Source organism: Pseudomonas sp. NY15364 (assembly GCF_048068235.1).
Classification (GTDB): domain Bacteria; phylum Pseudomonadota; class Gammaproteobacteria; order Pseudomonadales; family Pseudomonadaceae; genus Aquipseudomonas; species Aquipseudomonas mendocina_D.
Genome location: NZ_JBLUPX010000009.1, coordinates 123,558 through 150,099, shown reverse-complemented (window position 1 = coordinate 150,099; position 26,542 = coordinate 123,558). Strand labels below are relative to the sequence as shown.

Genomic DNA, 26,542 nt, shown 5'->3' with positions numbered 1-26,542 from the left:
AGAGCCTGTTAAACAGCGACCAACCTGACGCTGGCACCTTCCCCGACCCCCAACACCTCGGCCGCCTGCACACTGAGCACCACGGGCTTGCCCGGCACCCAGTCGAGATCGGCAACGATGGCGCGGAAGTCCTGCAACTGACCGTTGCTGACCAGATACTGGCGTCCGCCGGCCTCGGCCTCGCCGATCTTCACCGGCACCAGGCGACTCTGCGCGATGCTGCGAATGCCCGAGGTGCGCGCATGCAGGGTCGGGCCGCCATCGAAGATGTCGATGTAATGGTCGGTCTCGAAGCCTTCGCGCATGAGGATGTCGAAGGTGATCTGCGCACGCGGATGCACCTGGCCCATGGCCTCCTGCGCCTCGTCCGAGAGCAGCGGCACATAGATCGGGTAATGCGGCATCAGCTCGGCGAGAAAGGTGCGGCTCTTGAGGCCGCACAGGCGTTCGGCCTCGGCGTAGGTCATGTCGAAGAAATTGCGCCCCAGCGCGTCCCAGAACGGCGAATCACCGTTCTCGTCGCTGTGACCGACGATCTCCACCACCACGGCATCGGCGAAGCGCTCCGGGTGCCCGGCCATGAACAGCAGGCGCCCGCGCGAATTGAGCTCGGCGAATACGCTGCTGACCAGCGGGCGCTCGACGTAGAAGCTGGTGAGCAGGCTGTTGCCGGTCAGGTCATGACACAGCGACAGCACGTGAATCTTGTTGTGGATCTTCAGCTCGCGCGAGTTGTGCACGAAGGTTTCGTTGCGAAAGCTGTAGAAGGGCTCGGAGTAGCCCGCCGAGGCAACGATGCCGGAACAGCCGACCAGGCGGCCGCTCTCGGTGTCCTCGAGGACGAAGAAGTAGCTCTCCTCGCCATTGAAACTGACTTCGGCAGCGAACGACGCATCCGATGCGGCGATCTTGTCACCCAGCCGACCTGCATCGTCCGGCAAGGAAGTGACACCCACCGGGCTGTCAGCGGCCAGTCGCTGCACATCCGCCAGGTCCGCCATTTGCGCAGGGCGCATCACCAGCATGGGTCACTCCTTCTAAAACACGGAATCTATAGGACTCGCAGCAAGGGTCAGGCGGACAACCGTGGGAGGCGCTTCAGCGGCGATTGTCGCGGCTAAAGCCCCTCCCACAGTCAGTCAGCAAGAGCTCAGGCCGCAGTCAGTTTGCTCAGCGCACGCTCGAAACGGGCCAGGCCTTCTTCGATATCGGCATCTTCGACCACCAGGCTCGGGGCGAAACGCACCACATCCGGGCCGGCCTGCAGAATCATCAGACCCTCGGCAGTAGCGGCATCGAGCACCTGCTTGGCCTTGCCCATCCACGCCTCGTTGAGTACGCAGCCAAGCAGCAGGCCCATGCCACGTACCTGCTCGAACAGGCCGTACTGCTTGCCCAGCGCCAGCAGGCGGGTCTTGAACTGTTCGCTCTTGGCTTTGACGCCGTTCAGCGTCTCGGCAGTGTTGACGATATCCAGTACCGCCTCGCCCACCGCACAGGCCAGCGGGTTGCCACCGTAGGTGGTGCCATGGGTACCAGGCGAGAAATGCTTGGCCAGATCGGTGGTGGTGAGCATCGCCGCGATGGGGAAACCACCGCCCAGGCTCTTGGCACTGGAGAGGATGTCCGGCACCACGCCGTAATTCATGTAGGCGAACAGCTCGCCAGTACGGCCCATACCGCTCTGCACTTCATCGAATACCAGCAGCGCGTTGTGCGCATTACACAGCTCGCGGGCACCTTGCAGATAGGCCTTGTCCGCCGGCAGCACGCCGCCCTCGCCCTGCACGGGCTCCAGCACCACCGCGCAGGTCTTGTCGGAGATGGCGACTTTCAGCGCCTCCAGATCGTTGTACGGCACATGGGTGATGCCCTGGATCTTCGGCCCGAAACCGTCGGAGTACTTCGGCTGGCCACCGACGCTGACGGTGAAAAGGGTACGACCGTGGAAACTGTTGGTCGCCGCGATGATCTCGTGCTTCTCCGGCCCGAAACGGTCATGAGCGACACGCCGCGCCAGCTTGAACGCAGCCTCGTTGGCCTCGGCGCCGGAGTTGCAGAAGAACACGCGCTCGGCGAAGGTCGCCTCGACCAGCTTCTTGCCCAGGCGCAGGGTCGGCTCGTTGGTGAACACGTTGGAGATGTGCCACAGGGTATTGGCCTGCTCGGTCAGCGCCGCGACCAGCGCCGGGTGGCAATGGCCAAGCACGTTGACGGCGATGCCGCCAGCGAAGTCGATCAGCTCTCGACCGCTCTGATCCCAGACTCGCGAACCCAGGCCGCGCACGGGTACGAAGGCAGCAGGGGCGTAGTTGGGGACCATGAACTGGTCGAAATCGGCGCGTTGCACCGCATCGTGCTGAACGGACATCAAAGCTCTCCTGATGAGAAATACCGGCCGCTGGCAGGCGGCAAAGCGCCCGAAACGACAGGGAATGCAAGGATTGTAGGGACTGAATCGGGGCCGGCATTGTCGCCATGCGACAACTTCTTATAGCGCCACCCCAGGTTTTCCGCGGGTTTTCGTCCAAGCGACAGAAAGCGTCGGAAAGGCGCAGTTTAATCGCAGATCGCCGCCTGGAGCACGCTGCCAGAAAAAATCTCCGCAGGCTGACCGGGCGGTATCGAAACCCGTGTTTGCGTAACCATGCACGACCTACTCCCTCTCCCATTTATGGGAGAGGGCTGGGGAGAGGGTGGCTCAGGCAACTCGGAGTGTCGGACAGCCCCTCTCCCCCGCCCCTCTCCCGCAAGCGGGAGAGGGGAGACAAGCTTGTAGAAGACGCCGCCTCAACCGCGCTCGACCGGCGTCGACGTCAGCTCGAAGGGGCTGTTGCTGCGACGCTGGTTGCGATCATCGCGCGGCGTGGCGCCGAAGAAGTTGCGGTAGGCACTGGAGAAATGCGGCCCCGAGGAAAATCCGCAGGACAGGCCGATCTGGATGATCGACTTGCTGGTCTGCATCAGCAGCTGGCGCGCCTTGCTCAAGCGCAGCTCCAGGTAATACTGGCTGGGCACGCGATTGAGGTACTGCTTGAAGATGCGCTCGAGCTGGCGACGCGACACGCACACGTGCTGGGCGATCTCGTCGGTGGTCAGCGGCTCCTCGATGTTGGCTTCCATCAGCAGCACTGCCTGGGTCAGCTTGGGATGGCTGGAGCCGAGGCGATTCTGCAGCGGAATACGCTGACGCTCACCGCCCTCGCGAATGCGCTCGACCACCAACTCCTCGCTCACCGCACCGGCCAGTTCGGCACCGTGATCGCGCGCCAGCACTGCTAGCAGCAGATCGAGCACGGCCAAGCCACCACAGGCAGTCAGCCGGTCGCGATCCCAGTCGAACAGATGGCTGGTGGCGATTACCTTGGGGAAACGCTCGGCGAAGTCGTCCTGCCAGCGCCAGTGCACCGCCGCGCGATAACCATCGAGCAAACCGAGCTGAGCCAGCGGATAGACCCCGGCAGACAGCCCGCCGATCACGCAACCGCTGCGCACCTGCTGCTTGAGCGCCGCCGCCAGGCCGGCGGAAACCTGCGCCGGCGGCGTATCAGCGAGCAGGAACAGCTTGTCCAACCCTTCCAGATGCCCGACCCAGGGCTCGCCCGGCAGACGCCAGTCACCCGCAGCCAGCGGCTCGGCCTGGAGGAACACCAGCTCGTACACCACTTCCGGATGCACGCGCTGGGCAACACGCAGGGCTTCCTCCGCCAGAGACAAGGTCAGGGCTTTGGTGCCAGGCCAATACAAAAAGCCGATTCGATGAGGCGTCATTAGTGTCTGTTCAGGTCCGCTGTGCACCGGTTCAGTGCGCAGTCTAGCTTCTTATTATTTGAGACTGCCGGAAAGAAACTGCTGCAGTCGCTCGGATTGCGGATTGGCCAGCACTTCCTTGGGGCAACCGCGCTCTTCCACCAGCCCCTTGTGCAGGAATACCAGCTGGTTCGACACTTCGCGGGCAAAACCCATTTCGTGGGTCACCACCACCATGGTGCGACCTTCGGTGGCCAGGTCCTGCATCACCTTGAGCACCTCGCCGACCAGTTCCGGGTCAAGCGCCGAAGTCGGTTCGTCGAACAGCATCACCTCCGGCTCCATGGCCAGGGCACGGGCGATGGCCACGCGCTGCTGCTCACCACCGCTCATGTGCGCCGGGTAGGCATCCTTGCGGTGCGCGACGCCGACCTTGGCCAGGTAATGTTCAGCCTTGTCGCGGGCCTCGGCCTTGCTCACGCCGAGCACATGCACCGGCGCTTCTATGACGTTTTCCAGGGCGCTCATGTGCGACCACAGGTTGAAGTGCTGGAACACCATGGCCAGGCGCGAGCGCATGCGCTGCAGTTGCTTGGCATCGGCGGCACGCAGCGAACCGTCCTTGGCCGGCACCAGCTTCAGCTCTTCGTTGTTAAGCAGAATCTTGCCGGCATGCGGCTGTTCGAGCAGGTTCAGGCAGCGCAGGAAGGTACTCTTGCCCGAGCCGCTGGAGCCGATGATGCTGATCACGTCGCCCGCCTTGGCTGCCATCGACACGCCCTTGATCACCTCATGGCTGCCGTAGCGCTTGTGCAGGTCCTGAACTTCGAGTTTGTACATGTTCGGGTTCTCTTGAATCGTCATGGCATCAGCCCTTGCGCGGGGCCATGTAGGCCAACCAGCGGCGTTCGGCCAGCTTGAACAGGCGCACCAGGATGAAGGTCAGCGCCAAGTAGAACAGGCCGGCGGTGATGAAGGCCTCGAACGGCATGTAGTACTGCGAACTGACGGTACGCGCCGCGCCAGTGATGTCGATCAAAGTCACGATCGACGCCAGCGACGTGGTGTGCAGCATCATGATCACTTCGTTGCTGTACTGCGGCAGCGCACGGCGCAGCGCGGACGGCAGCAGGATGCGCCGGTACAGCTTGGCTCGCGACATGCCCATGGCCTTGGCCGCCTCGATCTCACCCGGCGGCGTGGCCTTGAGGCTGCCGGCGAGGATTTCCGCCGTGTAGGCGCTGGTATTGATGGCAAACGCCAGGCAGGCGCAGAAGGTCGCGCTGGAGAAATACGGCCACATGAAGCTGTCACGGATGAACTCGAACTGAGCCAGGCCGTAATAGATCAGAAACAGCTGTACCAGCATCGGCGTGCCGCGAATCACGTAGGTGTAGAGCCAGGCCGGGAAGTTGACCCAGGGCGATTTCGACACCCGCATCAGCGCCAACGGCAGAGCCAGGCTGAGGCCGACCGCCAGGGAGATCAGCAGGATTTTCACGGTAACCAGCACGCCGCCCCAGTACAGCGGCAGGTTCTCCCAGATCATTTGATAGTCGAAGATCATAGGTCAGCCGCCTTGGTACCTACCGAATACCGTTTCTCGAGGAACCGCAGCGCCAGCAAAGACACACTGGTCAGCACCAGGTACAACCCCGCTACCGCCAGATAGAAGGTGAACGGCTCACGCGTCGCGTCGGCCGCGCTCTTGGCCTTGAACATCATGTCCTGCAGGCCGACCACGGAAATCAGCGCGGTGGCCTTGGTCAGCACCAGCCAGTTGTTGGTGAAACCGGGAATGGCGAAACGGATCATCTGCGGCACGAGAATACGGAAGAACACCTGCATCCCGCTCATGCCATAGGCCGCGCCGGCTTCCGCCTGCCCCTTGGGGATCGCCATGAAAGCGCCGCGGAAGGTTTCCGACAGGTAGGCCCCGAAGATGAAGCCCATGGTGAACACGCCAGCGACGAAGGGGTTGATGTCGATGTAATCGTCATAGCCGACCATGGGCGCGATGCGGTTCACCATGTCCTGGCCGCCGTAGAAGATCAGCAGAATCAGCACCAGATCGGGGATGCCACGAATCACCGTGGCATAGGTATCGCCCAACACCGCCAGCCAACGCACCGGTGACAAGCGAAAGGCCGCACCCAGCAGTCCGAGACAGATCGCCACGGCCATCGACGTCAGCGCCAGAAGCAGAGTGAGCCAGGCACCATCGAGAATGGTCGAGCCGTAGCCTTGAAGCATGCGCTAATACCTCTCAGGCACCCCAGGCGCCGCCTAGCACAAAGAAAATTCATGTCGCTCACGCGACGGGTCGCACGGTTGGCATTCAGCCAACGCCAGCAAGAACCAACTCCGCAGAACCAAGAAAAAAGTGGCACCAACCCTTTTCAGGTTGTGCCACTTTTTTTGCCTGGGACGCTTACTCGCCGTAAACGTCGAAGTCGAAGTACTTGTCCTGCACTTCCTTGTACTTGCCGTTGGCACGGATGGCCAGGATGGCAGCACTGATCTTGTCGGCCAGCGCCTGGTCACCCTTGCGCACGGCAATGCCCTGGCCTTCGCCAAAGTACTTCACGTCGGTAAAGTCCGGGCCGGCGAATGCGAAGCCCTTGCCAGCGTCGGTCTTGAGGAAACCGTCGTCGATGTTCACCGAGTCAGCCAGGGTGGCATCCAGACGGCCGGACTGCATGTCCAGGAACACTTCGTTCTGCGAGCTGTAACGGACGATCTCGGCGCCGGCCGGAGCGAAGATGTCGGTGGCGTAACGGTCATACACGGACGAACGCTGCACGCCGATCTTCTTGCCTTTCAGGTCGACCAGCGGGTCCTTGATTTCGGTACCGGCTTTCATCGCCAGCTTGGCGGGGGTGGCGTAGTACTTGCCAGTGAAGTCCACGGACTTCTTGCGGTCTTCGGTGATCGACATGGACGACAGCACGGCGTCGAACTTGCGCACTTTCAGAGCCGGGATCAGACCGTCGAACTCCTGCTCGATCCACTTGCACTCGACCTTCATCTCTTCGCACAGGGCGTTACCGATGTCGTAGTCGAAGCCGGAAATCTGACCATCGGGTGTCTTGAATGCGAAGGGCGGGTAGGCCGCCTCGATGCCAATGCGCAGCGGCTTCTCGGCCATGGCCAAGGGCGACATCAGGGACAGCGCCAGGGCGCCAAGCAGTGTGATCTTCTTCATTCTTTGCTCCTTCGAATTGGGTATGACATCGATGGCAGTGAGGGGCCCGGGCCTTTTATGGATTGTAGAAGGCGGTGCTGCGCTGTCGTGGTGGACAAGCGACAAAGGGGCCTTGGCTGGGTGTGCGGCATTCTAGCGGCAGGCAATGAGGCGATATTTCCTCAATGCGACAACTAATTACAGAAGCACCAGAAGCGCCGGGCGCAGATATTGACAGCCCGCAAAAGGAGTGATCAAGCAAAAAGCATAAACGGATATCTACAGCAATACTCAGGCCATCAATCAGCAAAAGCCCGTTTCATGGGCTTCAACGCCGCTTTCGTGTGTCATCCAGTGCTGCAAATAGCACCGTATCGGCGCACCAACGTTCCCTAACCGCCCAATCGGGTGCGCGCTGTTACCGTGGCGCCACGCAAACCGTAGGGGGCGCATAGGTACACGACCACGCACTGGAATAGCCGTCATTCCCGCGAAGGCGGGAAACCAGGCGTTACGCAACACCTGGGCTCCCGCCTTCGCGGGAGTGACGATCAATAGCGCACGAGTCACTCACCCACACGCAAGCTAAGCCGCGCTATCACATGGTTTTCCTCGGCGCGGGTCAGCCCGGCTTCCTCGACGCGCACGCCCTGCTCTTCCAGCGCCTGAATCCAGCGCAGCAACTGAGCGAACGCCACCGGCTGCAGGTTGACCTGCACCGCACCAAAACCCTCGGTATCCAGGCGCTCGATCACCAGCCCCTGCTGCGCCGCACTCGCCGTGACCACGCCCTGCAGGCGCGCCGGGTCGAGGCTGGCGCGCGGCTGCAGGTCACGCCCCTGCACCTGCGGCGCACGACTCTGCAGATAGGTATAAAGCGCGCGCTGCTCCTCGAACGCGGCGCGCGCGGCCTGGGCATGGCGCTGCGCCGATTGCCACAACGCCAGGTAGAACACCACCAGCAGCAGGAAGATGCTCAACGCCGCCAGCGCCAGGCGATCACGCGCTGGCAGCGCCTGCCAGCGTTGCGCCAGCGGCGAACGCTGCCAGTGCAATTGCAGACTCTCGCTCAACCCTGTTCTCGACATGCTGCTCATCCTCCTATTACCACGCGCGCGCTGACGCCTTCGGCTTCGCGGCTAGCCGAGCCCATTTGCACCGACAACCCTGCCGCCTCCAGGCGCTCACGCAAACGCTCCAGCTCGGCGAAGCCCGGTGCCTGCAACTGCAGCGACATATCGGTACGGGTCGCGCTGTAGTCGAGCTGATTGACCTGTACCTGCGGCGCGCCCTCGGCATGCAGCGCCGCCGCCACTTCGGCCAGCAGGCCGAGCACCGGGCTGGCGCTGCCCGAAGACTGCGCCAGATGCTGGTCGAACTGCGCGCGCAGGTTGATCAGCTTGCTGTCCTGCGGAAACAGCTCGCGGTACAGCGCCTCGCTGGACGCGGCATAGGCATCGGCCTCACGCTGCAAGTACCAGCCCTGCGCGAGATTGAAGCCCCACTGCAGCACGAGACATAGCGCCAGCACCCCGGCCAGCGGCCGCCAACGTAGCCAGCCGTCACCGCTCTGGCGCAGGGCGAACTCCCCTTGCGCGAGGTCGACACTCGCGTGCTGACGCACCAGCCACTGATGCGCATCTTCCAACAGGTGCACTTCATCGACCGATTCGGGCAGCGCCTGCCCCGCCGGCGCACTGGCGATATGTGGCGCGGGGCAGCGCCCTGCCAGCACGGGCCAATCCTCGCGCTGCAGGGCGAGACGCCAAGGTGCTTCGCCGCCGAGCAACCAGCGTGAGTGCAGCCAGAGCAACTGACTGCCCTGGGGCGGCAACAGATCGGCATCGACCCGGATCGCCTGCGGCGGCTGCGCCGCGAACAGCGCCAGGCACTCGCGTAACCAGCTGGCGCGCAGCGCGTAGACGCGGTGACGGCCATCGGCCAGTTGCTCACCCAGGGCCAGATGCATCAGTTCGACATCCTCGGCCAGCAGCTCCTCCACCGCGAACGGCAGCGCCTGGCGCATCCAGCGCGCCTTCTGCGTCGGCAATTGCACGGCGCACGCGGTGACCGCCTCAACCGGCAGCACCAGCTCCCAGTGTGCCGGCAGATCGGCCAGAGCCTCGGCCAGGCTCAAGGCGCAACTGTCATCTGCCGTACCCCGCATGACGGGCAGGTCCACTGACAGGTCGTGGCACGCCTCGGGCGGCAGGAATATCCATGTCGAGTTCATTCTTGTTCTTCCGTAGAGCCGATTCAAAGCATCGCGAGCTAGAGCCATGCAAGGCAAAAACAGGCGAGGACGCGGAGTTTACGAGCTGTAAATGAGCAGTCCGAGCCTGTTTTTAACGCCGCAGGGCCGACGCGCAGCAGGCTTTGAACAGGCTCTCGATGGACTAAGGCGGCATACCGCCCTGCCCCAGATCACGCGCCAGGACACTGACCTGGCCATCATTGCTGCGCTGCAACAGGCTGCGCAAGACCACCCGGCGGTCACCCAGGCTCACTTCGCTGAACACCTCGAAATACTGACTGCCGACCGCCAGCCCCTGCACCACCTGCTCGCCCAGGCCGGCAAGCGCAGGCTGAGCCGCGAAGGCCGCAGCGCTGGGATAGCCTTCGGCGCCGCGCCCGGCTATCAGCGACATGGCCGCATCCGGGCTCAAGCCGTCGGACAGACTGGAGAGCACCATCGCACTGGCCGTGTTGACGTTGAGCAGCGCCTCGCTCGGCAGCGCGCTGACGAAGGGTTGCAGGCGGCGGTAGTCGGCCTCCTCCATCTCCAGCAGCAGGCGCAGTTCGGACACGTCAGTGATCTCGCGATTGGCCGTGCGGTAAGGCGGTGTCACCAACAGGTACTGGCCATCCTCCGCGCCATTGCCGCCCTGCAGCTCGCTGTCGCTATCGAGCCAGTCCAGCAGGCGCTCGGCATAAGGTTTGTCGATCCCCAGGCGCAGCAGCAGGCGACGCAAACGCAGCACCGCCAGCTCGTTCGGTCGGCCCTGGCGCACCAGACTATTGAGATTGAAACGACCGCTGGGGTCGACGATACGCACATGCAGCTCGCCGCCCTCATCCAGCGGGAACGGCGCCAGCGGCCGGGCCCAGGGCTCCAGCGGATGGTCCACCGGCTGGCGCGGATCACCCTGACGCAGATCGCGTTCGAGAATCGCCTTGGCCAGGGTCTCGCCGCCCAGTGCGTAGTGCCAGGCTTGGGTTACGTGCAACTGGTTGGCGCTGCTGCGGATCGACAGCTGCTGGCGAGCGATCAAACCAGCGCAGACCACCGTCACCACGGCGACCACCAGCAGCACAGTGATCAGGGCAACCCCGTTCTGCCGCCTCATGACTGCGGCACCTCATTCGGCTCGTCCGGCGACTCGCCAGCACGGTTCTCTGCCGGCAAATCCGGCAAGCGCAGCAGGCGACGCAGTTCGCCATAACGGCGATGCTGCAGGCGCAGCTCGATGGCGCGCGGCAAGTCGGTGAGCAGGACATCGCCAGAGGCATTGGTCGGCGGCCAGTCGGGCTGCCACTGCCCGTCCTTGTCCAGATAGCGCAGGCTCAGCGATTCGACGCCATCGAGTGCCTGCTGGATTTGCGGTGCGCTGTCCTGCGCGCGGTCCAGCACACGCCAATAACGGCGCTGCCATTGCTCGTCACTGAGCTGCCAACGCACCCGCTGCACCTCGGCTCGCGGTTGGCCCAGCGGATTGCGCCAGCCAGCGCGGGTCAGCTCCAGCGCCGTGGCATCGGTCAGGTCGCTGTGCAGCGCTGGCTGAGCATCGCCGAAACCATCGCGAATCGGCCGCACCGTCACCTGGCGCAGATCGCGCTCGAAGGCTGACAGGGCGTGGGTCAACTCGCGCAACTGACGTTCGTGCTCACGGGTAACGGCATCGGCGCTGAGCACACTGTCGAGCATGCGGTAGGTGGCCAACCCCAGCAGGGCGAAGATGGCGATGGCGATCAGCAGCTCCAGCAGAGTAAAGCCGCGCTGACCAGGTTTTGTAGGAGCGAGCGCTGCTCGCGAATCCAGGTTGAGGCCATTTCGCGAGCAGAGTTCGTTCCTACAGGGCAGACGAGTCACCGCGGCGCCCCCAGGAAACCGCTGAGCGTGACCTGCGCGCGCTCACGCAGATCGCCACTGGCGCCGCGCTCTTCGGCGGCGACCCACAGCGTTACACGGCGCATGGCAGGCTCGCTGGTGGCCTGGATTTCGCTCTGCCACGACCAACGGCGCCCAGCGAATTCCACCTGGCCCTGATCGCGGCCATCGGCGGGCGGGGTCTCGGCGAGTTGCAATTCCGTCATGCGGTTGTCGGCCACCCACATGGCCAGGGTCTTGTCTTCCAGCTGGCTGGCGGTACGCACGCTACGTGCACTGGCGGTCAGCACACTGGCGGCGACCAGGGCAAAGATCGCCAGCGCCACCATCACCTCGAGCAGCGTAAAACCGCGCGCGCCCTTCATCCGGCACGCCCCGCGCCCAACTCCTCGACACGCGGCAAGCTGAAGCCATCACTGGACAATTGCAGGCGCAGGCCTTCGCGGCGGCGCTCGGCCAGGCGCAGGCGAAATGGCGTCAGCTCGCCACTTGAGAGAATCAGCAACTGCGGCGTATCAGCACCAGCCTCGGTCGTCAGGCTCAGGGCCTCGCCCTCCACTTCAAAGGCAAGCTCGGCCCACTCCGGTAGGCGATGAACCTGACGATCCAACGCCTGCCACTCGGCGCGCTGCGGGTCATAGCGCAGGACTCGATAGCCTTCACGGGTGAAGCTCAAGCCGTATTCGCGGTTATCCAGCACCGCCTCGTCGAGCAGCACGCCGATCAAGCCACTGAGGCGTTCGGCCTCGCTGCGCAGCTCGCGCCCCGGCCCGGCGATGCCGGTGCTGAACACCGCCAGACCGATCAGGCTGCCGAGTATGACCAGCACCACCAGCAGTTCGATAAGGGTGAAGCCGCGTTGCGCCTTCAATGTAGGAGCGAGCTCTGCTCGCGAACATGGACGATGTCGAACGCTTCGCGAGCAGAGCTCGCTCCTACAGGCGAACGGCGGCATGGTCGAGTCAGAGATCCCAGTTGCCAATATCGGCGTTCAGGTCGCTGCCACCCTGCTTGCCGTCCGCACCAAGCGAATAAAGGTCGAAGGCGCCCTTGGTGCCAGGCGCCAGGTATTGATAAGGGTTGCCCCAGGGATCGATGGGCAGGCGCTTGAGGTAGCCGTCTTTGTTCCAGTTCTTCGCTTGTGGGTTGCCGCTCGGTTTGCTCACCAGAGCTTCCAAGCCCTGCTGGGTGCTGGGGTAGTTGTGGTTGTCGAGCTTGTACATATCCAGCGCCGCACCGATGGCCCGGATGTCGTTCTGCGCGGCGGTGACCTTGGCCTGATCCGGCCGGCTCATCACCTGCGGCACCACCAGCGCTGCCAGAATGCCGAGAATGACGACAACCACCATGATTTCGATGAGTGTGAAACCTGCTTGTCTGCGTATCACCTAATTACCCCACCATTTGGTTCAAAGAAAGAATCGGCAACAGGATGGCCAGCACGATCACCAGCACCACCGCCCCCATGAAGACCAGCATGAACGGCTCGAAAAGTCCGACCAGCAGGGCGATCTGCGCGCTGAGGTCGTTTTCCTGGTTCTTCGCCGTGCGTGCCAACATCTGATCCAGTTCGCCGGAGCGTTCGCCACTGGCGATCATATGCAACATCATCGGCGGGAACTGCCCGGTGGCCTCCAGAGAACGGGTCAGGCTGCCGCCCTCACGCACCTTCTGTGCCGCCACCTGCACCTCGCCACGGATCACCCGATTGCCGATTACCTCACCAGCAATCGCCAGCGCCTCCACCAGCGGCACGCCACTGCGGGTGAGGATGGCCAGTGTGGAGGCGAAACGCGCGCAATCGGTGGCACGGCCCAGCCGGCCGATCAACGGTATGCGCAGCAGAAAGCGATGCCAGCGCAACTTGAACTCCTCGTCACGCAGGGCTGCGCGCAAGGCGACGACCGCCAGGATCAGCGCCACCAGGGCAACCAGCCCCCAGGCCTTGACCCAGTCGCTCAGGGCGATCAGCCCGCGCGTCAGCGCCGGCAATGTCTGCCCGGAATCGACGAACACCTTGACCACGTCCGGCACCACGTAGCCGAGCAGAAAGCCGACAATCAGCAAGGAAGCGCACATCAGGATGACCGGATAGAGCAACGCCAGTTGCACCTTCTGCCGCGACTGCTGGCGCTGTTCGGTGTAGTCGGCCAATTGCTCCAGCACCGGACCAAGGTGCCCGGCATGCTCACCCGCGGCCACCGTGGCGCGGTACAGCTCGGGAAAAGCGGCGGGGAATTCCTTCAGACTGCCGGCCAAGCTGTGGCCTTCCAGCACGCGGGCGCGCACCGCCAGGAGCATGCCCTGGATAAGCGAACTGGTGGATTGCGCAGCAGCGGCGCGCAGCGCTTCTTCGATGGGCAGCGCCGCCTGGATCAGCGTCGCCAGCTGGCGAGTGACCTGCGCCAGGTCGCGCGCCGACAGGCCACGTACAAAACCCAGGCGCGCCTGCCCGCTGTCCTGCTCGCGGCTGCGTGTGGCCTTGACCTCCAGCGGCGCCAGCTGTCGCTCGCGCAGCAGTTGGCGCACCTGGCGCGCGCTGTCGGCTTCCAGCACACCTTTCTGCTGGCGGCCGCGCCCGTCGAGGGCGATATATTCAAAGGCAGCCATCGGCAAATCGCTCCGGTTGTTCCCGTAGGAACGGCTGGGCGGCATTCCGTTTCAGCCGCGATCTACCCCGACTCACGGGTGAAGCCGCACCTAAAAACATCCCACCTGCCATCATTCCTCTCGCGTCACGCGCAGCACTTCCTCGACCGTGGTCACCCCTTCCAGCACCTTGCGCCGGCCATCGTCACGGATGCTCGGGCCCAGCGTGCGGGCGTGGCGGGTCATGTCCTGCTCGGAAGCGCGGCTGTGCACCAGGGTGCGCATGGTTTCGTCGAACACCACCAGCTCATAGATGCCGGTACGCCCGCGATAGCCCTGCTGATGGCAATGGGCGCAGCCGCGCGCATGGTAGAGCGTCGGCGGCGAGCTGGCCGGCACGCCGAGCAACGCGCATTCGGCCGCATCGGCGGCATAGGGTTCCTTGCACGACGGGCACAGCACGCGCACCAGGCGCTGGGCCAGCACGCCGAGCAGCGATGACGACAGCAGGAAGGGCTCCACGCCCATGTCCACCAGGCGAGTGATGGCGCCGATGGCACTGTTGGTGTGCAGTGTGGACAGCACCAGGTGGCCGGTCAGCGAGGCCTGCACGGCGATCTCGGCGGTTTCCTTGTCGCGAATCTCGCCGACCATCACCACGTCCGGGTCCTGGCGCAGGATGGCGCGCAGGCCACGGGCGAAGGTCATGTCCACCTTGGTGTTGACCTGGGTCTGGCCGATGCCTTCGAGGTGGTACTCGATGGGGTCTTCGACGGTGAGGATGTTGCGCGTATGGTCGTTGAGGCTGACCAGGCTGGCGTACAGCGTGGTGGTCTTGCCCGAACCAGTGGGGCCGGTGACCAGCAGAATGCCGTGCGGCTTGCGCACGGTGTCTTCCATCAGCGCACGATCCTCGGCGCGCATACCCAGGTGCTGCAGCGACAGGCGCCCGGCCTGTTTGTCGAGCAATCGCAGCACCACCCGCTCACCGTTGGCCGAGGGTAGCGTCGACACCCGAATGTCCACTTCGCGCCCGCCCACCTTGAGCGAGATGCGCCCGTCCTGCGGCACGCGCTTCTCGGCGATATCCAGGCGCGCCATGACCTTGACCCGTGACACCAGCAAGGCGGCCAGCTCGCGCTTGGGCTCGAGCACCTCACGCAGGATGCCATCGACGCGAAAGCGCACGACAAGACGTTTCTCGAAGGTTTCCAGGTGGATATCGGAGGCGTTTTCCTTGATCGCTTCGCCGAGAATGGCGTTGATCAGGCGGATGATCGGCGCATCGTCTTCCTGCTCCAGCAGGTCTTCGGTTTCCGGCACCTGATCGGCCAGCGAGGCCAGGTCGAAGCTGCCACCGATATCCTCGGCCAGCTGCATGGAAGCGGAGTCGTGCTGATAGGCAGCGCCCAGCGCCTGGGCGAACGCCTGGGTATCGAGCACCTGCAGCGGCAGGCTGCGCCCGGCGAAACGCTGAGCCTCGGCCAGGGCAGCCAGGTCGCAGTCGGCGCGATGGGCCAAACTGGCGCGCCCGTCATGCATGACGAACACCAGGCCATGACGCTTGGCGAAACTGAAGGGCAAGCGGCGCAATGGGGTTTCCAGCAGCGAAGCGTTCATGCGAGACCTTAGAACAGAACCTTATCCCAGCAGTACAGCCTAACCCGGCTAATTGGCCCAATGGGCCACCTCTGGAACGGTCTTTCTTGTAATGGTTATCTCGTTATCTTTATCACATTGCCTGGAACTGCACACCCACCCTATTTGGGGGATGCCAAGCGCGCGCAGGCTGCTATGATCAGCGCGCGACGCCCTGCATATAAGAAGAATTAGAACGTCGTTTTCGGAGTGACAGTTTGCCCATCTCGGCCCTTCCCCAACGGCTCAAGGACAATGCCCCGAGCCTGATCGGCATGCTCGTGCTGATCGCCCTGAGCGTGAGCCTGGCCTGGCAGAGCGCCGAACTGCTGCGCCTGGTGCGCAGCCCTGTACAGCAAGCGCCCAGCCAAAGCGCGCCCAGCCCCGAACAACGCGCGCAGGCGCCCATCGACCAGCTGTTCGGCACGCCACGCCAAGCCGACAGCGGCCCGCCGCCGGCCACCAACCTGCAACTGACGTTACTTGGCAGCTTCGTGCACAGCGACCCGCAACGCTCCAGCGCGATGATCCAGCGTCAGAGCCAGAGCGCCCAGCGTTTTGCCGTCGGCGCGGACGTGGACAACGGCGTGCGCCTGGATGCCGTCTACGCCGACCGCGTAGAGCTGGTGCGCAACGGCCGCCGCGAAAGCCTCACCTTCCCGCGCCCGAGCAGCAGCCAATACAGCTATACCCCGCCGGTCGAAACGGCAGCGCCAGACTCGCTGCAACAGCTCGATCAACTCGACCAGGACAACCTCGAACAACTGCGCCAGCGCATGCAGGCGCTGCGCGAGCAGATGGAAGCCTCCGGCACCCAGCCTGTGGAAACGCCCCCCGATCAGCCCATGGAAAGCGACTGAACCGATGCATTTTTTCCGTAGCCGACTGACCCTCGCCCTCCTCGCCGCCGGCCTGGCCACCGCACCGCTGCCCCTGCTCGCGCAGATCCAGCAGGTGCCGACCAGCGCTAACCAGCAGGAAGAAAGCTGGACCATCAACCTCAAGGGCGCGGACATCCGCGAGTTCGTCGACCAGATCGCCAGCATCACCGGGCAGACCTTCGTCGTCGACCCGCGCGTGAAAGGCCAGGTCAACGTGGTGTCGAGCACGCCGCTGGGGCTGTCCGAGGTCTACCAGCTGTTCCTCTCGGTCATGGCCACCCACGGTTTCAGCGTGCTGACCCAGGGCGACCAGGCGCGCATCGTGCCCAACGCCGAGGCCAAGGCTGAAGCCGATGCCGGCCGCCCAGCGCCTGATCGCCTGGAAACCCGCCTGATCCAGGTGCAGCACGCGCCCGTGGCCGAGCTGATCCCGCTGATTCGCCCGCTGGTACCGCAATACGGCCACCTGGCCGCCGTCACCTCGGCCAACGCGCTGATCATCAGCGACCGCAGCGCCAACATCGCCCGCATCGAAGACCTGATGCGCCAGCTCGACCAGAGCGGCGCGCAGGACTTCAGTGTGGTCACCCTGCAGAACGCTTGGGTGATGGACGCGGCCGAAGTGCTCAACACCGCCATCGCCCGTGGCCAGGCCAAGGGCACCAGCGCCACCCAGGTGGTGGCCGATGCGCGCACCAATCGCCTGATCCTGCTCGGCCCGCCGGACGCCCGCGCCAAGCTGGCCGACCTCGCCCGCTCACTGGATACGCCCACCAGCCGCTCGGCCAACACACGGGTGATTCGCCTGCGTCACAACGACGCCAAGTCCCTGGCCGAAACCCTCGGAGAAATCTCCGAAGGTCTGAAGAAGCAGCAGAACGGCGAAACCACCGGCAAGCAGTCGAACATCCTCATCCGCGCCGACGAGAGCCTCAACGCCCTGGTGCTGCTGGCCGAACCGGACCTGGTGGCCACTCTCGAAGACATCGTGCGTCAGCTCGATGTACCGCGTGCGCAAGTGATGGTCGAGGCAGCCATCGTCGAGATTTCCGGCGACATCACCGATGCCGTCGGCGTGCAGTGGGCGGTGGACGCACGCGGCAGTACCGGTGGCCTGGGTGGGGTGAATTTCGGTGGCACCGGCCTGTCGGTCGGCACCGTGCTGCAGATTCTGCAGGATGGCGAAATTCCCGACGGCACCACCCTGCCCGACGGCGCCATCATCGGCATCGGCAGCGACCGCTTCGGCGCGCTGATCACTGCTTTGTCGGCCAACAGCAAGAGCAACCTGCTGTCCACGCCGAGCCTGCTGACCCTGGACAACCAGAAGGCGGAAATCCTCGTCGGCCAGAACGTGCCATTCCAGACCGGCTCCTACACCACCGACGCATCCGGTGCCGGCAACCCCTTCACCACCATCGAGCGCCAGGACATCGGCGTCACCCTCAAGGTCACGCCGCACATCAATGAAGGCGCCACCCTGCGCCTGGAGATCGAGCAGGAAATTTCCTCCCTCGCTCCCAGCACCGGGCTCAACGCCCAGGCGGTCGACCTGGTGACCAACAAGCGCTCGATCAAGAGCACCATCCTCGCCGACGACGGCCAGGTGATCGTGCTCGGCGGCCTGATTCAGGACGACGTCACCCAGGCCACCTCCAAGGTGCCGCTGCTCGGTGACATTCCGCTGATTGGCGGGCTGTTCCGCTCGACCCGCGACTCGCACATCAAGCGCAACCTGATGGTGTTCCTGCGGCCCACCGTGGTACGTGACGGCGCCGGCCTGGCTGCGCTGTCCGGCAAGAAGTACAGCGACATCCGCATCCTCGGCGATGGCAGCAACGGCCGCCCGAGCATCCTGCCCAGCACCCCGGGCCAGCTGTTCGATGGCCAGGGCGCACCGGCGGTGGATTTGCGAGAGTAAAGGTAGAGCGCTGGTTGCAACACGCCGAATCGTGGAGCGCCACAAACCGTGGGAGGCGCTTTAGCGGCGACGATCTCCGCAGCCGTCGCGGCTAAAGCCCCTCCCACGGGGGCCGCAGGGGCACCTCACAACGCTGGCGTACGCGGCGGCACCAGTCGCTTGCTGCCGGTGGCCTCATAGGCTGCCGCCAGTTGCAGCAACACCGAGTCGTCATAGGCACGGCCGGCGAAGGTCAGGCCCACCGGCATGCCGATATCGGCCATCACGCCCATCGGCACGGTGACGGTCGGCACGCCCAGGTGACGGATCGCCAGGTTGCCGTTGGCCACCCACACACCGTTGCTCCAGGCAATGTCGGCGGAGGCCGGGTTCACATCGGCATCCGCCGGGCCAACGTCGGCCACGGTGGGGAACAGCACAGCGTCCAGCCCCAGTTGATCCATCCAGTCTTCCAGATCGATCTTGCGGGTGTGCTCCAGGTCACGCAGGCCGTCGGGCAGCGTGGCGATCTGGTCCCAGGGTTTGATGCCGCGCTTGGCCATGTTGACGTATTCGTCCATGCCCGCCGCCAGATCGCCCTCGCGATTCGGCAGGGTGCCGGGGTCGTGCGGGAAGATCTGCGGGCCATCGACATCGGCTAAACGATTGAGCTTGGGATCGCCATTGGCCTGCAGGAAATCGTCGAAGGCCCAGCCACTCAGCTCCCACAGTTCGTCATGCAGAAACTCGGGCGTGACGATGCCGCGATTGAACACGGTCGGCGCACCGGGGCGATCCCCCTCGCAGTTGGACACCAGCGGGAAGTCCACTTCCACTACCTCGGCGCCGGCCGCTTCCAGTGCCTGGCGTGCCGCTTCCCACAGGGCGATCACCGTCGGCCGGGTGTGAATGCGCTGGCCAGTCGGCCCGCCGATACCGGGCGACTCGCTGGTGCCGGCCAACTCGTCCTTGTTGATGAACATCTTCGGCACGCCCAGGCGTTTGCCCTTGAGCGCGTCGGCCTTGGCCGCCAGCGCCAGGTAGGACGCGGGACGCACCTCGGAGGCTTTCGGGATCGGCACCCAGGGCTGCAAACGCCACAGGTCGCCACGGCTGTCGGCATCGTCGGCCACCACCACATCGAGCACTTCCAGCAGGTCGGCCATGGTCCGGGCGTAGGGCACGACCACGTCCATGGTCGGCGTCAGCGGCCAGTTACCGCGTACCGAGATCACCCCGCGCGACGGCGTGTAGGCGCACAGGCCGTTGTTCGACGCCGGGCCACGTCCGCTGGACCAGGTTTCTTCGGCCAGGCCGAAGGCGGAGAAGCTGGCAGCGGTCGCCGTGCCGGCGCCGTTGGACGAGCCCGAAGCGAACGGCGCCGTCAGGTAATCGGCGTTGTACGGGCTTTCGGCACGGCCATAGACGCCGCGCTGCATGCCGCCATTGGCCATCGGCGGCATGTTGGTCTTGCCCAGGCAGATGGCCCCAGCCGCACGCAGGCGCTCGACGGTGAAGGCATCACGCTGCGCCACCAGGTCTTTGAACGCCGGGCTGCCGGAGGCCGCCGTCAGGCCCTTGACCAGATAGCTGTCCTTGGCGGTGTAGGGAATGCCATCAAGTGGGCTCAGCGTCTCGCCGCGAGCGCGGCGTGCATCGGAGGCCTCGGCCTCCTTCAGCGCATCGGGGTTGCGCACCACCACCGCGTTGAGCCGGGTCGGCGTGTCCGCGCCGTCGTAGGCGTCGATACGTGCCAGATAGGCCTTGACCAGTTCGACCGCCGTGGTGCGGCCGGACTCCAGCGCGGCGCGCAGCTCGGCAATGGAAACTTCGGTTACCTCGATCATGGTGTCATCACTCGCAAATGGCGGGCCGCGTCTAAGGCCACGGATACGAAAACAGCGCTTGCACGGCCGACGCTCACGGGCAGATTCAGCCATGCAACCATGTGCCCGATGATACATCCCCCCAGGCCCTCGCAGCAGCCCGCGGCAATGGCCAGGATGCGCGCCAGCCATTACAGTCTCGCCACCGATTACGCTGCATTGGGCAGAACAGGCTTATGACCCGCGAAGAACGCATTCAGCTGTGGTCGGCGCTGTCGGACGTATTCGTCGACACCGAAGTCGACTACGGATATATCGCCCGTCAGGTGGCAGGTTTCGACCGCGCCACCGTACAAGCCGCCTTCTACCAGGACGTCGCGCCCGCGTGCTACTCCAACATGCTCGCGCCCATTCCACCGATCTGGACAGGCTTCGACAGCGCCTGGCTCAGCGCGACCATCGAGCAAGCCCAGGCGGCGCGACAGAGTTCCACCCTGCGCCGCCTGCGCGACCGACTCTTCATCGCCTACCTGCGTCGCGCCCTGAAAGCGGAATGGGCGAAGATCGAGCAGGAGCTGGATCGCAGCCTTACAAAACCGTAGGGGCCCGCTTGCGGGCGATGCTCTTCTCAGGATCGCCCGCAAGCGGACTCCTAGAGAATAAGCCACCTGCTATGTTCTCAGTCCCTGCACACGAAACAGGAGAACATCGCCATGCCCAACCTCACCGGCGGCTGCCTCTGCGGCCAGGTGCGTTTCGAAACCAGCGGCCAGCCTTATCGGGTCGGCGTCTGCCACTGCATGGACTGCCGCAAGCACCACGGCGCCCTCTTCCATACCTCGGCGATATTCCCGCAGGACGCGGTGACGGTAGAGGGCGAAACCGGCCAGTACGCCGGCCGCCACTTCTGCCCGCGTTGCGGCTCGCCGGTGTTCGCGCGCTCGGGGGATGAAGTCGAGGTCAACGTCGGCTCGCTGGATGCACCGAACCTCTTCACCCCCACCTACGAACTCTGGACCATCCGCCGCGAAGCCTGGCTACCGCCCTTGCCCTTCGACCGCCACTACCCAGGCGACCGCGACCGCAGCACGCGTCACGAGTAGTACCACTCAAGCATCAGCTGCGCGCCGACTTACCCAGCCATGCATCAGCCCGGCCTGGAAGAACTGCACCGGTGCCTCGAAACCAGCGGCCTGGATGATGCCCGCCACCTGCTGCGCCGGTAGCACCGCCACATCGCGAGCGTAGGCTGCGCGCACACGCTCCAGCATCTGCGCATCGACCCCGGCCGCTGACATCAGCGTCATCCAGCCAGGCAGCAATACCTCGTAGGCCGGCGACTGGATATCCGCTGCCAGATCAGCACTGGCCAGCAGCCCGCCGGGTTTCAGGCGCTGCGCGATCTGGCCGAAGAACCCGGTACGCACCGCCGGTTCGAGCAGAAACTGCGACACCAGAAAACAGGTCGCGCCATCGTAGGCCGCCCCAGGCGCCAGCGTATCCAGATAGCCCTCATGAAAGTCGCAGCGCTCGGCAAAGCGGCCGTGCTCCGCGCGCTGACGACACACCTCGAGCATCGCCCCGGACGGATCGAGCGCAGTGAAGCGCCAGCCCGTAAAGCGCTCGGCCATGTGCGCGATTTCCGCGCCCGTACCGGTGCCCACGCAGAGTATCCGCGCGTCGGCCGGCAGGTCGATGAACAGCGCATCGAGCAGCAAATACAGCGCCTCGCGAATCGGCGCCATCCCCGCCCATTGCTTGTCGTAGCCCGCCGCCTGTTGGTCGAACAGCGCCTTGATTTCCTCATCACGCATGGCCATGCCTCCGTCTCGAATGATCCCCTCACGCCTTCCAGTATCCCAGAGCTGTCAATCCCCCCAGCGCGCGACTACAAGCCCAATCCAACTTTGTGGGCACTTTGCCAGAACATCAGGGGACTAAGTGGCATGCCTCTTCCAAGCGAACCCAATATGCAGAGCCCGACCTTCGAACAGAAAGCCTTCATCCTCCTGCTCGTACTGGTGACCATCGCCTTCTTCTGGATACTGCTGCCGTTCTATGGCGCGGTGTTCTGGGCCATGGTCCTGGCCGTGGTGTTCGCACCGCTGCAGGAGCGCCTGCTGCGGCGCACTGGCGGCAGAGGCAACCTGGCCGCCCTGCTGACGCTGATCATCTGCTTGCTGGTGGCGATTCTGCCGGTGATCTTCATCACCTCCGCCGTGGTGGCCGAAGGCACCGCCCTGTACCAGAAGCTGGAATCGGGCGAGCTGGATACCGGCGCCTACGTCACCAGTTTCATCCAGATGCTGCCGCCGTCGATCCAGGAACAGCTCGACCGCGTCGGCATAAGCAACCTCGAAGGCCTGCGCGAACAGATCTCCAAGGGCGCCATGGCCGGCAGCCAATACCTGGCGACCAAGGTATTCGCCATAGGCCAGGGCACCTTCGAGTTCTTCATCGGTTTCTTCGTGATGCTCTACCTGCTGTTCTTCCTGCTACGTGACGGCAAGGATCTGGTGCATAGAATCCGAGGCGCCATCCCGCTGGCCGACACAACCAAACGCCGCCTGCAGATCAAATTCACCCGCGTGGTGCGCGCCACGGTGAAAGGCAACGTGGTGGTCGCTGCCGTACAGGGCGCGCTCGGTGGTTTCATATTCTGGGCGCTGGGCCTCTACAGCCCGTTGCTATGGGGCGTACTGATGGCGTTTCTGTCACTGCTGCCGGCAGCCGGCGCCGGCATCATCTGGGCACCGGTAGCCATTTACCTGATGCTTAGTGGCAGCATGGTGCAAGGCATCATCCTCACCGCCTTCGGCGTGCTGGTGATCGGTTTGGTGGACAACATCCTGCGCCCCATCCTGGTCGGCAAGGACACCCGCATGCCCGACTACCTGATCCTCATCTCCACCCTTGGTGGTCTCTCGCTGCTGGGCCTCAACGGCTTCGTGATCGGCCCGCTGGTGGCGGCGCTGTTCGTGGCCAGCTGGAACCTGTTCGGGGCGAAGAAGAAGGTCAGGTTGCCGGCGTGAATCGAGCCCGGTTCATTCCGGGGCTCGAACCCAGAAGGCAATGCGGCAGTTCGCCCTAGCGCGTATTCAGCAAGGTGGTGATAAAAGACCGAGACGCCACTTTGCTCGGAACTAGCGATGGTCTTCAGCGAATACGGAAACCCGGCTGGCAAACCGGTCGTTTACTTCCACGGGGTGCCGGGCTCGCCTTCTGAGGCCTCCGTATTCGACGCGCCGGCCCGAGAACAGGGCCTGCGCATTCTCTGTTTCGACCGATTCGCCATCGACCACGCCATAACCGGCGCTGACTACTACCGACAGATTGCCCAGGCGATCAGCGAGACCGTGCAAGGTGCTCAGGTCGACTTCATCGGTTTTTCCCTCGGCACGCATGCCGCCTTGGAAGTCGCTGCCCTTATGCCAGGCCAGGTTCGCAGCCTGCACCTGGTTTCCGCCGCCGCCCCGCTCGATGGTGGAGACTTCCTCGATCAGATGGCGGGCAAGGCCGTGTTCTCGCTGGCCCAACGCAGCCCAGGTTTGTTCCTGTGGCTGGTGAGGTGGCAGGCGCTACTGGCCAAACGCGCACCGCAGCTGCTGTTTCGCATGTTGTTCGCCAGCGCTCAGGGGCAAGACCGGGAGCTGGTGAAATCACCAGAGTTCAAAGCGCTTATCTGCCAGGTACTGCAACAGTGCTTTGCCCAAGGCACGACCGGCTATACGCGGGACATACAGCAATATCTCGAGCCCTGGTCAGCCGGCGTCTTCGCCAGTGAGGCAAATGCCTGCCTGTGGCATGGTACGGCGGACAATTGGTCGCCCTTCGCTATGTCGACGTATCTGGCTGAGCGCCTCCCAGGCAACGCGCACGTCGAGCGGATGGAGGTGCTTTCTCACTACTCCTGTCTGTATGCGGCAGCGCCAATGATTTGTGAGCGGCTCGCCAGCGGGTGATGTTGGGTGGCTTGGTTACTCGACTGCTGCCATCTGAAGCGATTCTTGACGCGTACCGAGAGCAGCGAAAACAGCCAAAGAGGAAACATCTGATATGGTTTTTCGTGGCCGATCTGAAGCTTTTCTGGCTGGATCAGTGCTCTTATAAAAATGCACCCGATGCGCTAGTCGAAAGTGCTCGATCGCTCACTATTTCAGGCTCTCTGAAGATCGGATGACATCGAGAGTCTTCAAGATCCCGCATGAATACTTGTTCCACGAGCTTTAACAGCAAGACGCTTTCCAAGTCGCAGCGTGACATCCTCGATATGATCGCGACCGACCGTCATCTGGACGAAATACTCTGCGCCATTTGCCAGATGCTCGACGCACAGTCCCCCGAAATCTTCAGCTCGATCCTGCTCGCTGATGCCGAGGGCAAACGCTTGCTCAGCGGTGCGGCGCCCGGTTTGCCGATTGAATACAGCCAGGCGATTCATGGAATGGCCATTGGGCCACAGGAGGGAACCTGCGGTTCTGCAGCGTTCCGGCGTGAGTTGGTGGTCACCGAAGACATCGCCCAAGACCCAAGCTGGGAGCGTTTCCGCAGCCTGGCGCTGGGGCATAACCTGCACTCCTGCTGGTCGATGCCGTTGCTCTCCCATGAAGGACGCGTGTTGGGTACGTTTGCCTTGTATCAGAACCGCGTCCAGGCGCCGGACGAAGCGCAGATTCAGCGACTGAGCTGCGCGGCCCAACTGGCTGCCATTGCGATCCGCCGTGAGTGCGACGGCCGAAGCCTGGAGGAAAGCGAACAACGTTTTCGCTCATTGTTCACCTACAACCCCAACCCGGTGTTTGCTCTCGATCTGGCCGGCAGAATCCAGAGTGTGAATCCCGCAGGTTTGACGCTCAAGCCATGCACCACTGCCGGCCTGATCGGTCTTCACTTCGTCAATCTGGTGGTAGAAGAGGACCAGCAACGGGTAGGTCTACATTTCTCTGCAGCCTGCACCGGACAACCCCAGCGTTTCGAAGCCCGGGTTCGCGACGAGAGCGAAACGTTGTTGACCATGGACATTTCCAACCTGCCGATCAGGGTCGATGGCGAGATCGTCGGGGTATTCGCAGTGGTCAGGGATATCAGCGAGCAGAAGCACTACGAGCGCGAGTTGAGCTTCAACGCCTGTCATGATCGCCTGACAGGTTTGCTTAACCGTGTGACTCTTGAAGATCGGCTTATTGAGGGCTGTCACATCAGTCGCCGGCACAAGCGTCGCATGGCGGTAATGTGCATCGATCTGGATGGATTCAAATCCATCAACGATTCGCTTGGGCACAGTTTCGGCGATCAAGTGCTGATTGAGGTGGCGCAGCGTATGGCCCAGCACGTTCGCCCCGGCGATACCATCGTGCGCATGGGCGGCGACGAATTTATCGTTCTGCTTCCGAACCTGCTGCGTGATGACGATGTTGTATCGGTGGCCGAACGACTGATGGCTGGCATAGCCAGGCCCTACTGCATCCGCGGCATTGACCTGCACGTTAGCGCAAGTGTTGGCCTCACACTGAGCGATGGTTATACCGAGCCACCGATGCTGCTCATTCAGCAGGCTGACATGGCCATGTACAAAGCCAAGCAGCAGGGGCGAAATAATTTTCAGTGGTACACCAGCGATCTTAATGAGCGCGTTTGTGAACACGCGAGACTACGCAACGACCTACAGAAGGCCATCGATACTGAATCGCTCGAGTTGCATTATCAGCCACAGATAGAAATGCGTACGGGGCGAGTATCCGGGATCGAAGCGCTATTGCGCTGGGAGCATCCGCAAAGGGGATTTATCTCACCAGCGGTATTTGTACCAGTGGCGGAGGACAGCGGCCAGATCATCCCGCTAAGCCTTTGGGTACTCGATACGGCTTGCGCTCAACTGCGCCAGTTAGGCGAACAAGGCATCACTGACATCTCGATGGCTGTGAACATTTCGCCAATGCATTTCCAACGTGGTCATTTCGTTCAATTTGTCCAAACCATCCTGGGGAAGTACGGACTCCGTGGTGAGCAGTTGGAACTGGAGATTACCGAATCGCTTTTGCTGCATAACGCTGAACAAGCGATCGAGACATTGCACCGGCTCAAGGCTTTGGGAGTGCGCATTGCGCTCGATGATTTCGGCACCGGATTTTCCAGTCTCAGCTATCTCAAACGCTTGCCGATAGACAAGATCAAGATCGACCGCTCGTTTATCCAGGAGCTCGGCACGGATCGCCACGATGCCGCAATCATTCAGGGCATTATCTCTATGGCGCACCACCTGAGCCTGACAGTGGTCTCCGAAGGTGTTGAAACCGAATCTCAGGCGGCTTTTTTAAAGGGCAGCAGGTGCGATGTGTTGCAGGGGTATTACTTTGCCAAACCGATGAATTACGAAGAACTTGAGGTTTTCTTGAGGAGGTAAAGGACAGGTTTTCTTAGAAGGCAGGCCCCTCGCTGCGCTGCTTCCACGAACTGTCAGCGAGTCTGCCGAAGTGGTCAGACCGATAATTTACGGACCCACTTTCGACCCGTTCTCCTCCGCAGCCCAATTCAGCAAGGAAGCACGAATGACTATGCGCCATCCCTCATTTATGTCCCGCCTCAAACTGCCTGGCGTCCTGCTGGTCGCGGGTCTGATGACGGCCTGCTCCAATTATCAGTACAAGGATCACCAAGGTGACTAGG

General features: G+C 63.3%; 25 protein-coding genes. 7 read left to right on the top strand and 18 right to left on the bottom strand.

Annotated features, from left to right (window positions below; genetic code table 11):
* Positions 1–8: 8 nt before the first annotated feature.
* The 16 genes from aruF to gspE form a co-directional block, all read right to left on the bottom strand.
* Positions 9–1,025: an arginine/ornithine succinyltransferase subunit alpha gene (aruF, locus tag ACNFCJ_RS10525; protein ID WP_280079410.1), complete on the bottom strand. Its 1,017-nt coding sequence runs from the start codon at positions 1,023–1,025 to the stop codon at positions 9–11.
* Positions 1,026–1,150: 125 nt separating this feature from the next.
* Positions 1,151–2,371: an aspartate aminotransferase family protein gene (locus tag ACNFCJ_RS10520; RefSeq protein ID WP_416771220.1), complete on the bottom strand. Its 1,221-nt coding sequence runs from the start codon at positions 2,369–2,371 to the stop codon at positions 1,151–1,153.
* Positions 2,372–2,790: 419 nt separating this feature from the next.
* Positions 2,791–3,771, bottom strand: coding sequence for a transcriptional regulator ArgR (gene argR, locus ACNFCJ_RS10515; RefSeq protein ID WP_416771218.1), 981 nt, complete (start codon positions 3,769–3,771; stop codon positions 2,791–2,793).
* A 54-nt stretch (positions 3,772–3,825) separates the two neighbouring features.
* The gene (locus ACNFCJ_RS10510) at positions 3,826–4,590 is read right to left on the bottom strand and encodes an ABC transporter ATP-binding protein (protein WP_416771248.1); all 765 of its coding nucleotides are present in this window, start codon (positions 4,588–4,590) and stop codon (positions 3,826–3,828) included.
* 28 nt (positions 4,591–4,618) lie between these two features.
* Positions 4,619–5,317, bottom strand: a complete 699-nt coding sequence (locus ACNFCJ_RS10505) for an ABC transporter permease (RefSeq protein ID WP_106733826.1) — start codon at positions 5,315–5,317, stop codon at positions 4,619–4,621.
* Positions 5,314–6,003, bottom strand: coding sequence for an ABC transporter permease (locus ACNFCJ_RS10500; RefSeq protein WP_416771216.1), 690 nt, complete (start codon positions 6,001–6,003; stop codon positions 5,314–5,316). Before ACNFCJ_RS10500 ends, ACNFCJ_RS10505 begins: the two co-directional genes overlap by 4 nt.
* Before the next feature lie 178 nt (positions 6,004–6,181).
* The gene (locus ACNFCJ_RS10495) at positions 6,182–6,955 is read right to left on the bottom strand and encodes an ABC transporter substrate-binding protein (protein ID WP_003461902.1); all 774 of its coding nucleotides are present in this window, start codon (positions 6,953–6,955) and stop codon (positions 6,182–6,184) included.
* A 545-nt stretch (positions 6,956–7,500) separates the two neighbouring features.
* Positions 7,501–8,022, bottom strand: a complete 522-nt coding sequence (locus ACNFCJ_RS10490) for a type II secretion system protein M (RefSeq protein ID WP_416771215.1) — start codon at positions 8,020–8,022, stop codon at positions 7,501–7,503.
* 5 nt (positions 8,023–8,027) lie between these two features.
* Positions 8,028–9,167 (bottom strand): type II secretion system protein GspL, encoded by a 1,140-nt coding sequence (gene gspL, locus ACNFCJ_RS10485; RefSeq protein ID WP_416771213.1) that lies wholly within the window; start codon positions 9,165–9,167, stop codon positions 8,028–8,030.
* A 163-nt stretch (positions 9,168–9,330) separates the two neighbouring features.
* Positions 9,331–10,281, bottom strand: a complete 951-nt coding sequence (gspK, locus tag ACNFCJ_RS10480) for a type II secretion system minor pseudopilin GspK (RefSeq protein ID WP_416771212.1) — start codon at positions 10,279–10,281, stop codon at positions 9,331–9,333.
* Positions 10,278–10,973, bottom strand: coding sequence for a type II secretion system minor pseudopilin GspJ (gene gspJ, locus ACNFCJ_RS10475; RefSeq protein WP_416771246.1), 696 nt, complete (start codon positions 10,971–10,973; stop codon positions 10,278–10,280). Before gspJ ends, gspK begins: the two co-directional genes overlap by 4 nt.
* Before the next feature lie 47 nt (positions 10,974–11,020).
* A complete protein-coding gene (gene gspI, locus ACNFCJ_RS10470) occupies positions 11,021–11,407 on the bottom strand; it encodes a type II secretion system minor pseudopilin GspI (RefSeq protein WP_416771210.1) in 387 nt (128 codons plus the stop codon).
* Complete coding sequence (gene gspH / locus ACNFCJ_RS10465) at positions 11,404–11,913, bottom strand: type II secretion system minor pseudopilin GspH (protein WP_416771209.1); 510 nt, start codon at positions 11,911–11,913, stop codon at positions 11,404–11,406. Before gspH ends, gspI begins: the two co-directional genes overlap by 4 nt.
* Before the next feature lie 91 nt (positions 11,914–12,004).
* Positions 12,005–12,430: a type II secretion system major pseudopilin GspG gene (gene gspG, locus ACNFCJ_RS10460; RefSeq protein ID WP_099525190.1), complete on the bottom strand. Its 426-nt coding sequence runs from the start codon at positions 12,428–12,430 to the stop codon at positions 12,005–12,007.
* Positions 12,431–12,434: 4 nt separating this feature from the next.
* Positions 12,435–13,652 carry a GspF family T2SS innner membrane protein variant XcpS gene (gene xcpS / locus ACNFCJ_RS10455; RefSeq protein ID WP_416771208.1) on the bottom strand — a complete coding sequence of 406 codons (1,218 nt, stop codon included), beginning with the start codon at positions 13,650–13,652 and terminating at the stop codon, positions 12,435–12,437.
* A gap of 111 nt (positions 13,653–13,763) precedes the next feature.
* Entirely contained in the window at positions 13,764–15,251 is a 1,488-nt protein-coding gene (gene gspE / locus ACNFCJ_RS10450) for a type II secretion system ATPase GspE (RefSeq protein ID WP_099525188.1), read from the bottom strand.
* Between the two features lie 236 nt (positions 15,252–15,487).
* Here gspE and ACNFCJ_RS10445 point away from each other — a divergent pair, with 236 nt between their 5' ends.
* Entirely contained in the window at positions 15,488–16,129 is a 642-nt protein-coding gene (locus ACNFCJ_RS10445) for a type II secretion system protein N (RefSeq protein ID WP_416771206.1), read from the top strand.
* A 4-nt stretch (positions 16,130–16,133) separates the two neighbouring features.
* Positions 16,134–18,071: a type II secretion system secretin GspD gene (gspD, locus tag ACNFCJ_RS10440; protein WP_416771204.1), complete on the top strand. Its 1,938-nt coding sequence runs from the start codon at positions 16,134–16,136 to the stop codon at positions 18,069–18,071.
* 125 nt (positions 18,072–18,196) lie between these two features.
* On the opposite strand, the gene ACNFCJ_RS10435 is transcribed toward gspD, so the two are convergent.
* A complete protein-coding gene (locus tag ACNFCJ_RS10435; protein WP_416771203.1) occupies positions 18,197–19,897 on the bottom strand; it encodes an amidase in 1,701 nt (566 codons plus the stop codon).
* Positions 19,898–20,112: 215 nt separating this feature from the next.
* Between ACNFCJ_RS10435 and ACNFCJ_RS10430 the strand changes: the two genes are divergently transcribed.
* Together ACNFCJ_RS10430 and ACNFCJ_RS10425 are read left to right on the top strand one after the other, a co-directional pair.
* On the top strand, positions 20,113–20,478 hold the full coding sequence (locus tag ACNFCJ_RS10430; RefSeq protein WP_179576150.1) for a DUF7079 family protein: 366 nt from the start codon (positions 20,113–20,115) through the stop codon (positions 20,476–20,478).
* A gap of 111 nt (positions 20,479–20,589) precedes the next feature.
* Positions 20,590–20,979 carry a GFA family protein gene (locus tag ACNFCJ_RS10425; protein ID WP_416771202.1) on the top strand — a complete coding sequence of 130 codons (390 nt, stop codon included), beginning with the start codon at positions 20,590–20,592 and terminating at the stop codon, positions 20,977–20,979.
* Positions 20,980–20,985: 6 nt separating this feature from the next.
* On the opposite strand, the gene ACNFCJ_RS10420 is transcribed toward ACNFCJ_RS10425, so the two are convergent.
* Positions 20,986–21,690: a class I SAM-dependent methyltransferase gene (locus tag ACNFCJ_RS10420; protein ID WP_416771200.1), complete on the bottom strand. Its 705-nt coding sequence runs from the start codon at positions 21,688–21,690 to the stop codon at positions 20,986–20,988.
* Between the two features lie 156 nt (positions 21,691–21,846).
* Here ACNFCJ_RS10420 and ACNFCJ_RS10415 point away from each other — a divergent pair, with 156 nt between their 5' ends.
* From ACNFCJ_RS10415 to ACNFCJ_RS10405, 3 genes are all read left to right on the top strand, one after another.
* On the top strand, positions 21,847–22,908 hold the full coding sequence (locus ACNFCJ_RS10415) for an AI-2E family transporter (RefSeq protein WP_343352468.1): 1,062 nt from the start codon (positions 21,847–21,849) through the stop codon (positions 22,906–22,908).
* 117 nt (positions 22,909–23,025) lie between these two features.
* Positions 23,026–23,838, top strand: coding sequence for an alpha/beta fold hydrolase (locus tag ACNFCJ_RS10410; protein WP_416771198.1), 813 nt, complete (start codon positions 23,026–23,028; stop codon positions 23,836–23,838).
* A gap of 242 nt (positions 23,839–24,080) precedes the next feature.
* A complete protein-coding gene (locus tag ACNFCJ_RS10405; protein ID WP_416771197.1) occupies positions 24,081–26,279 on the top strand; it encodes a putative bifunctional diguanylate cyclase/phosphodiesterase in 2,199 nt (732 codons plus the stop codon).
* Positions 26,280–26,542 lie beyond the last annotated feature (263 nt).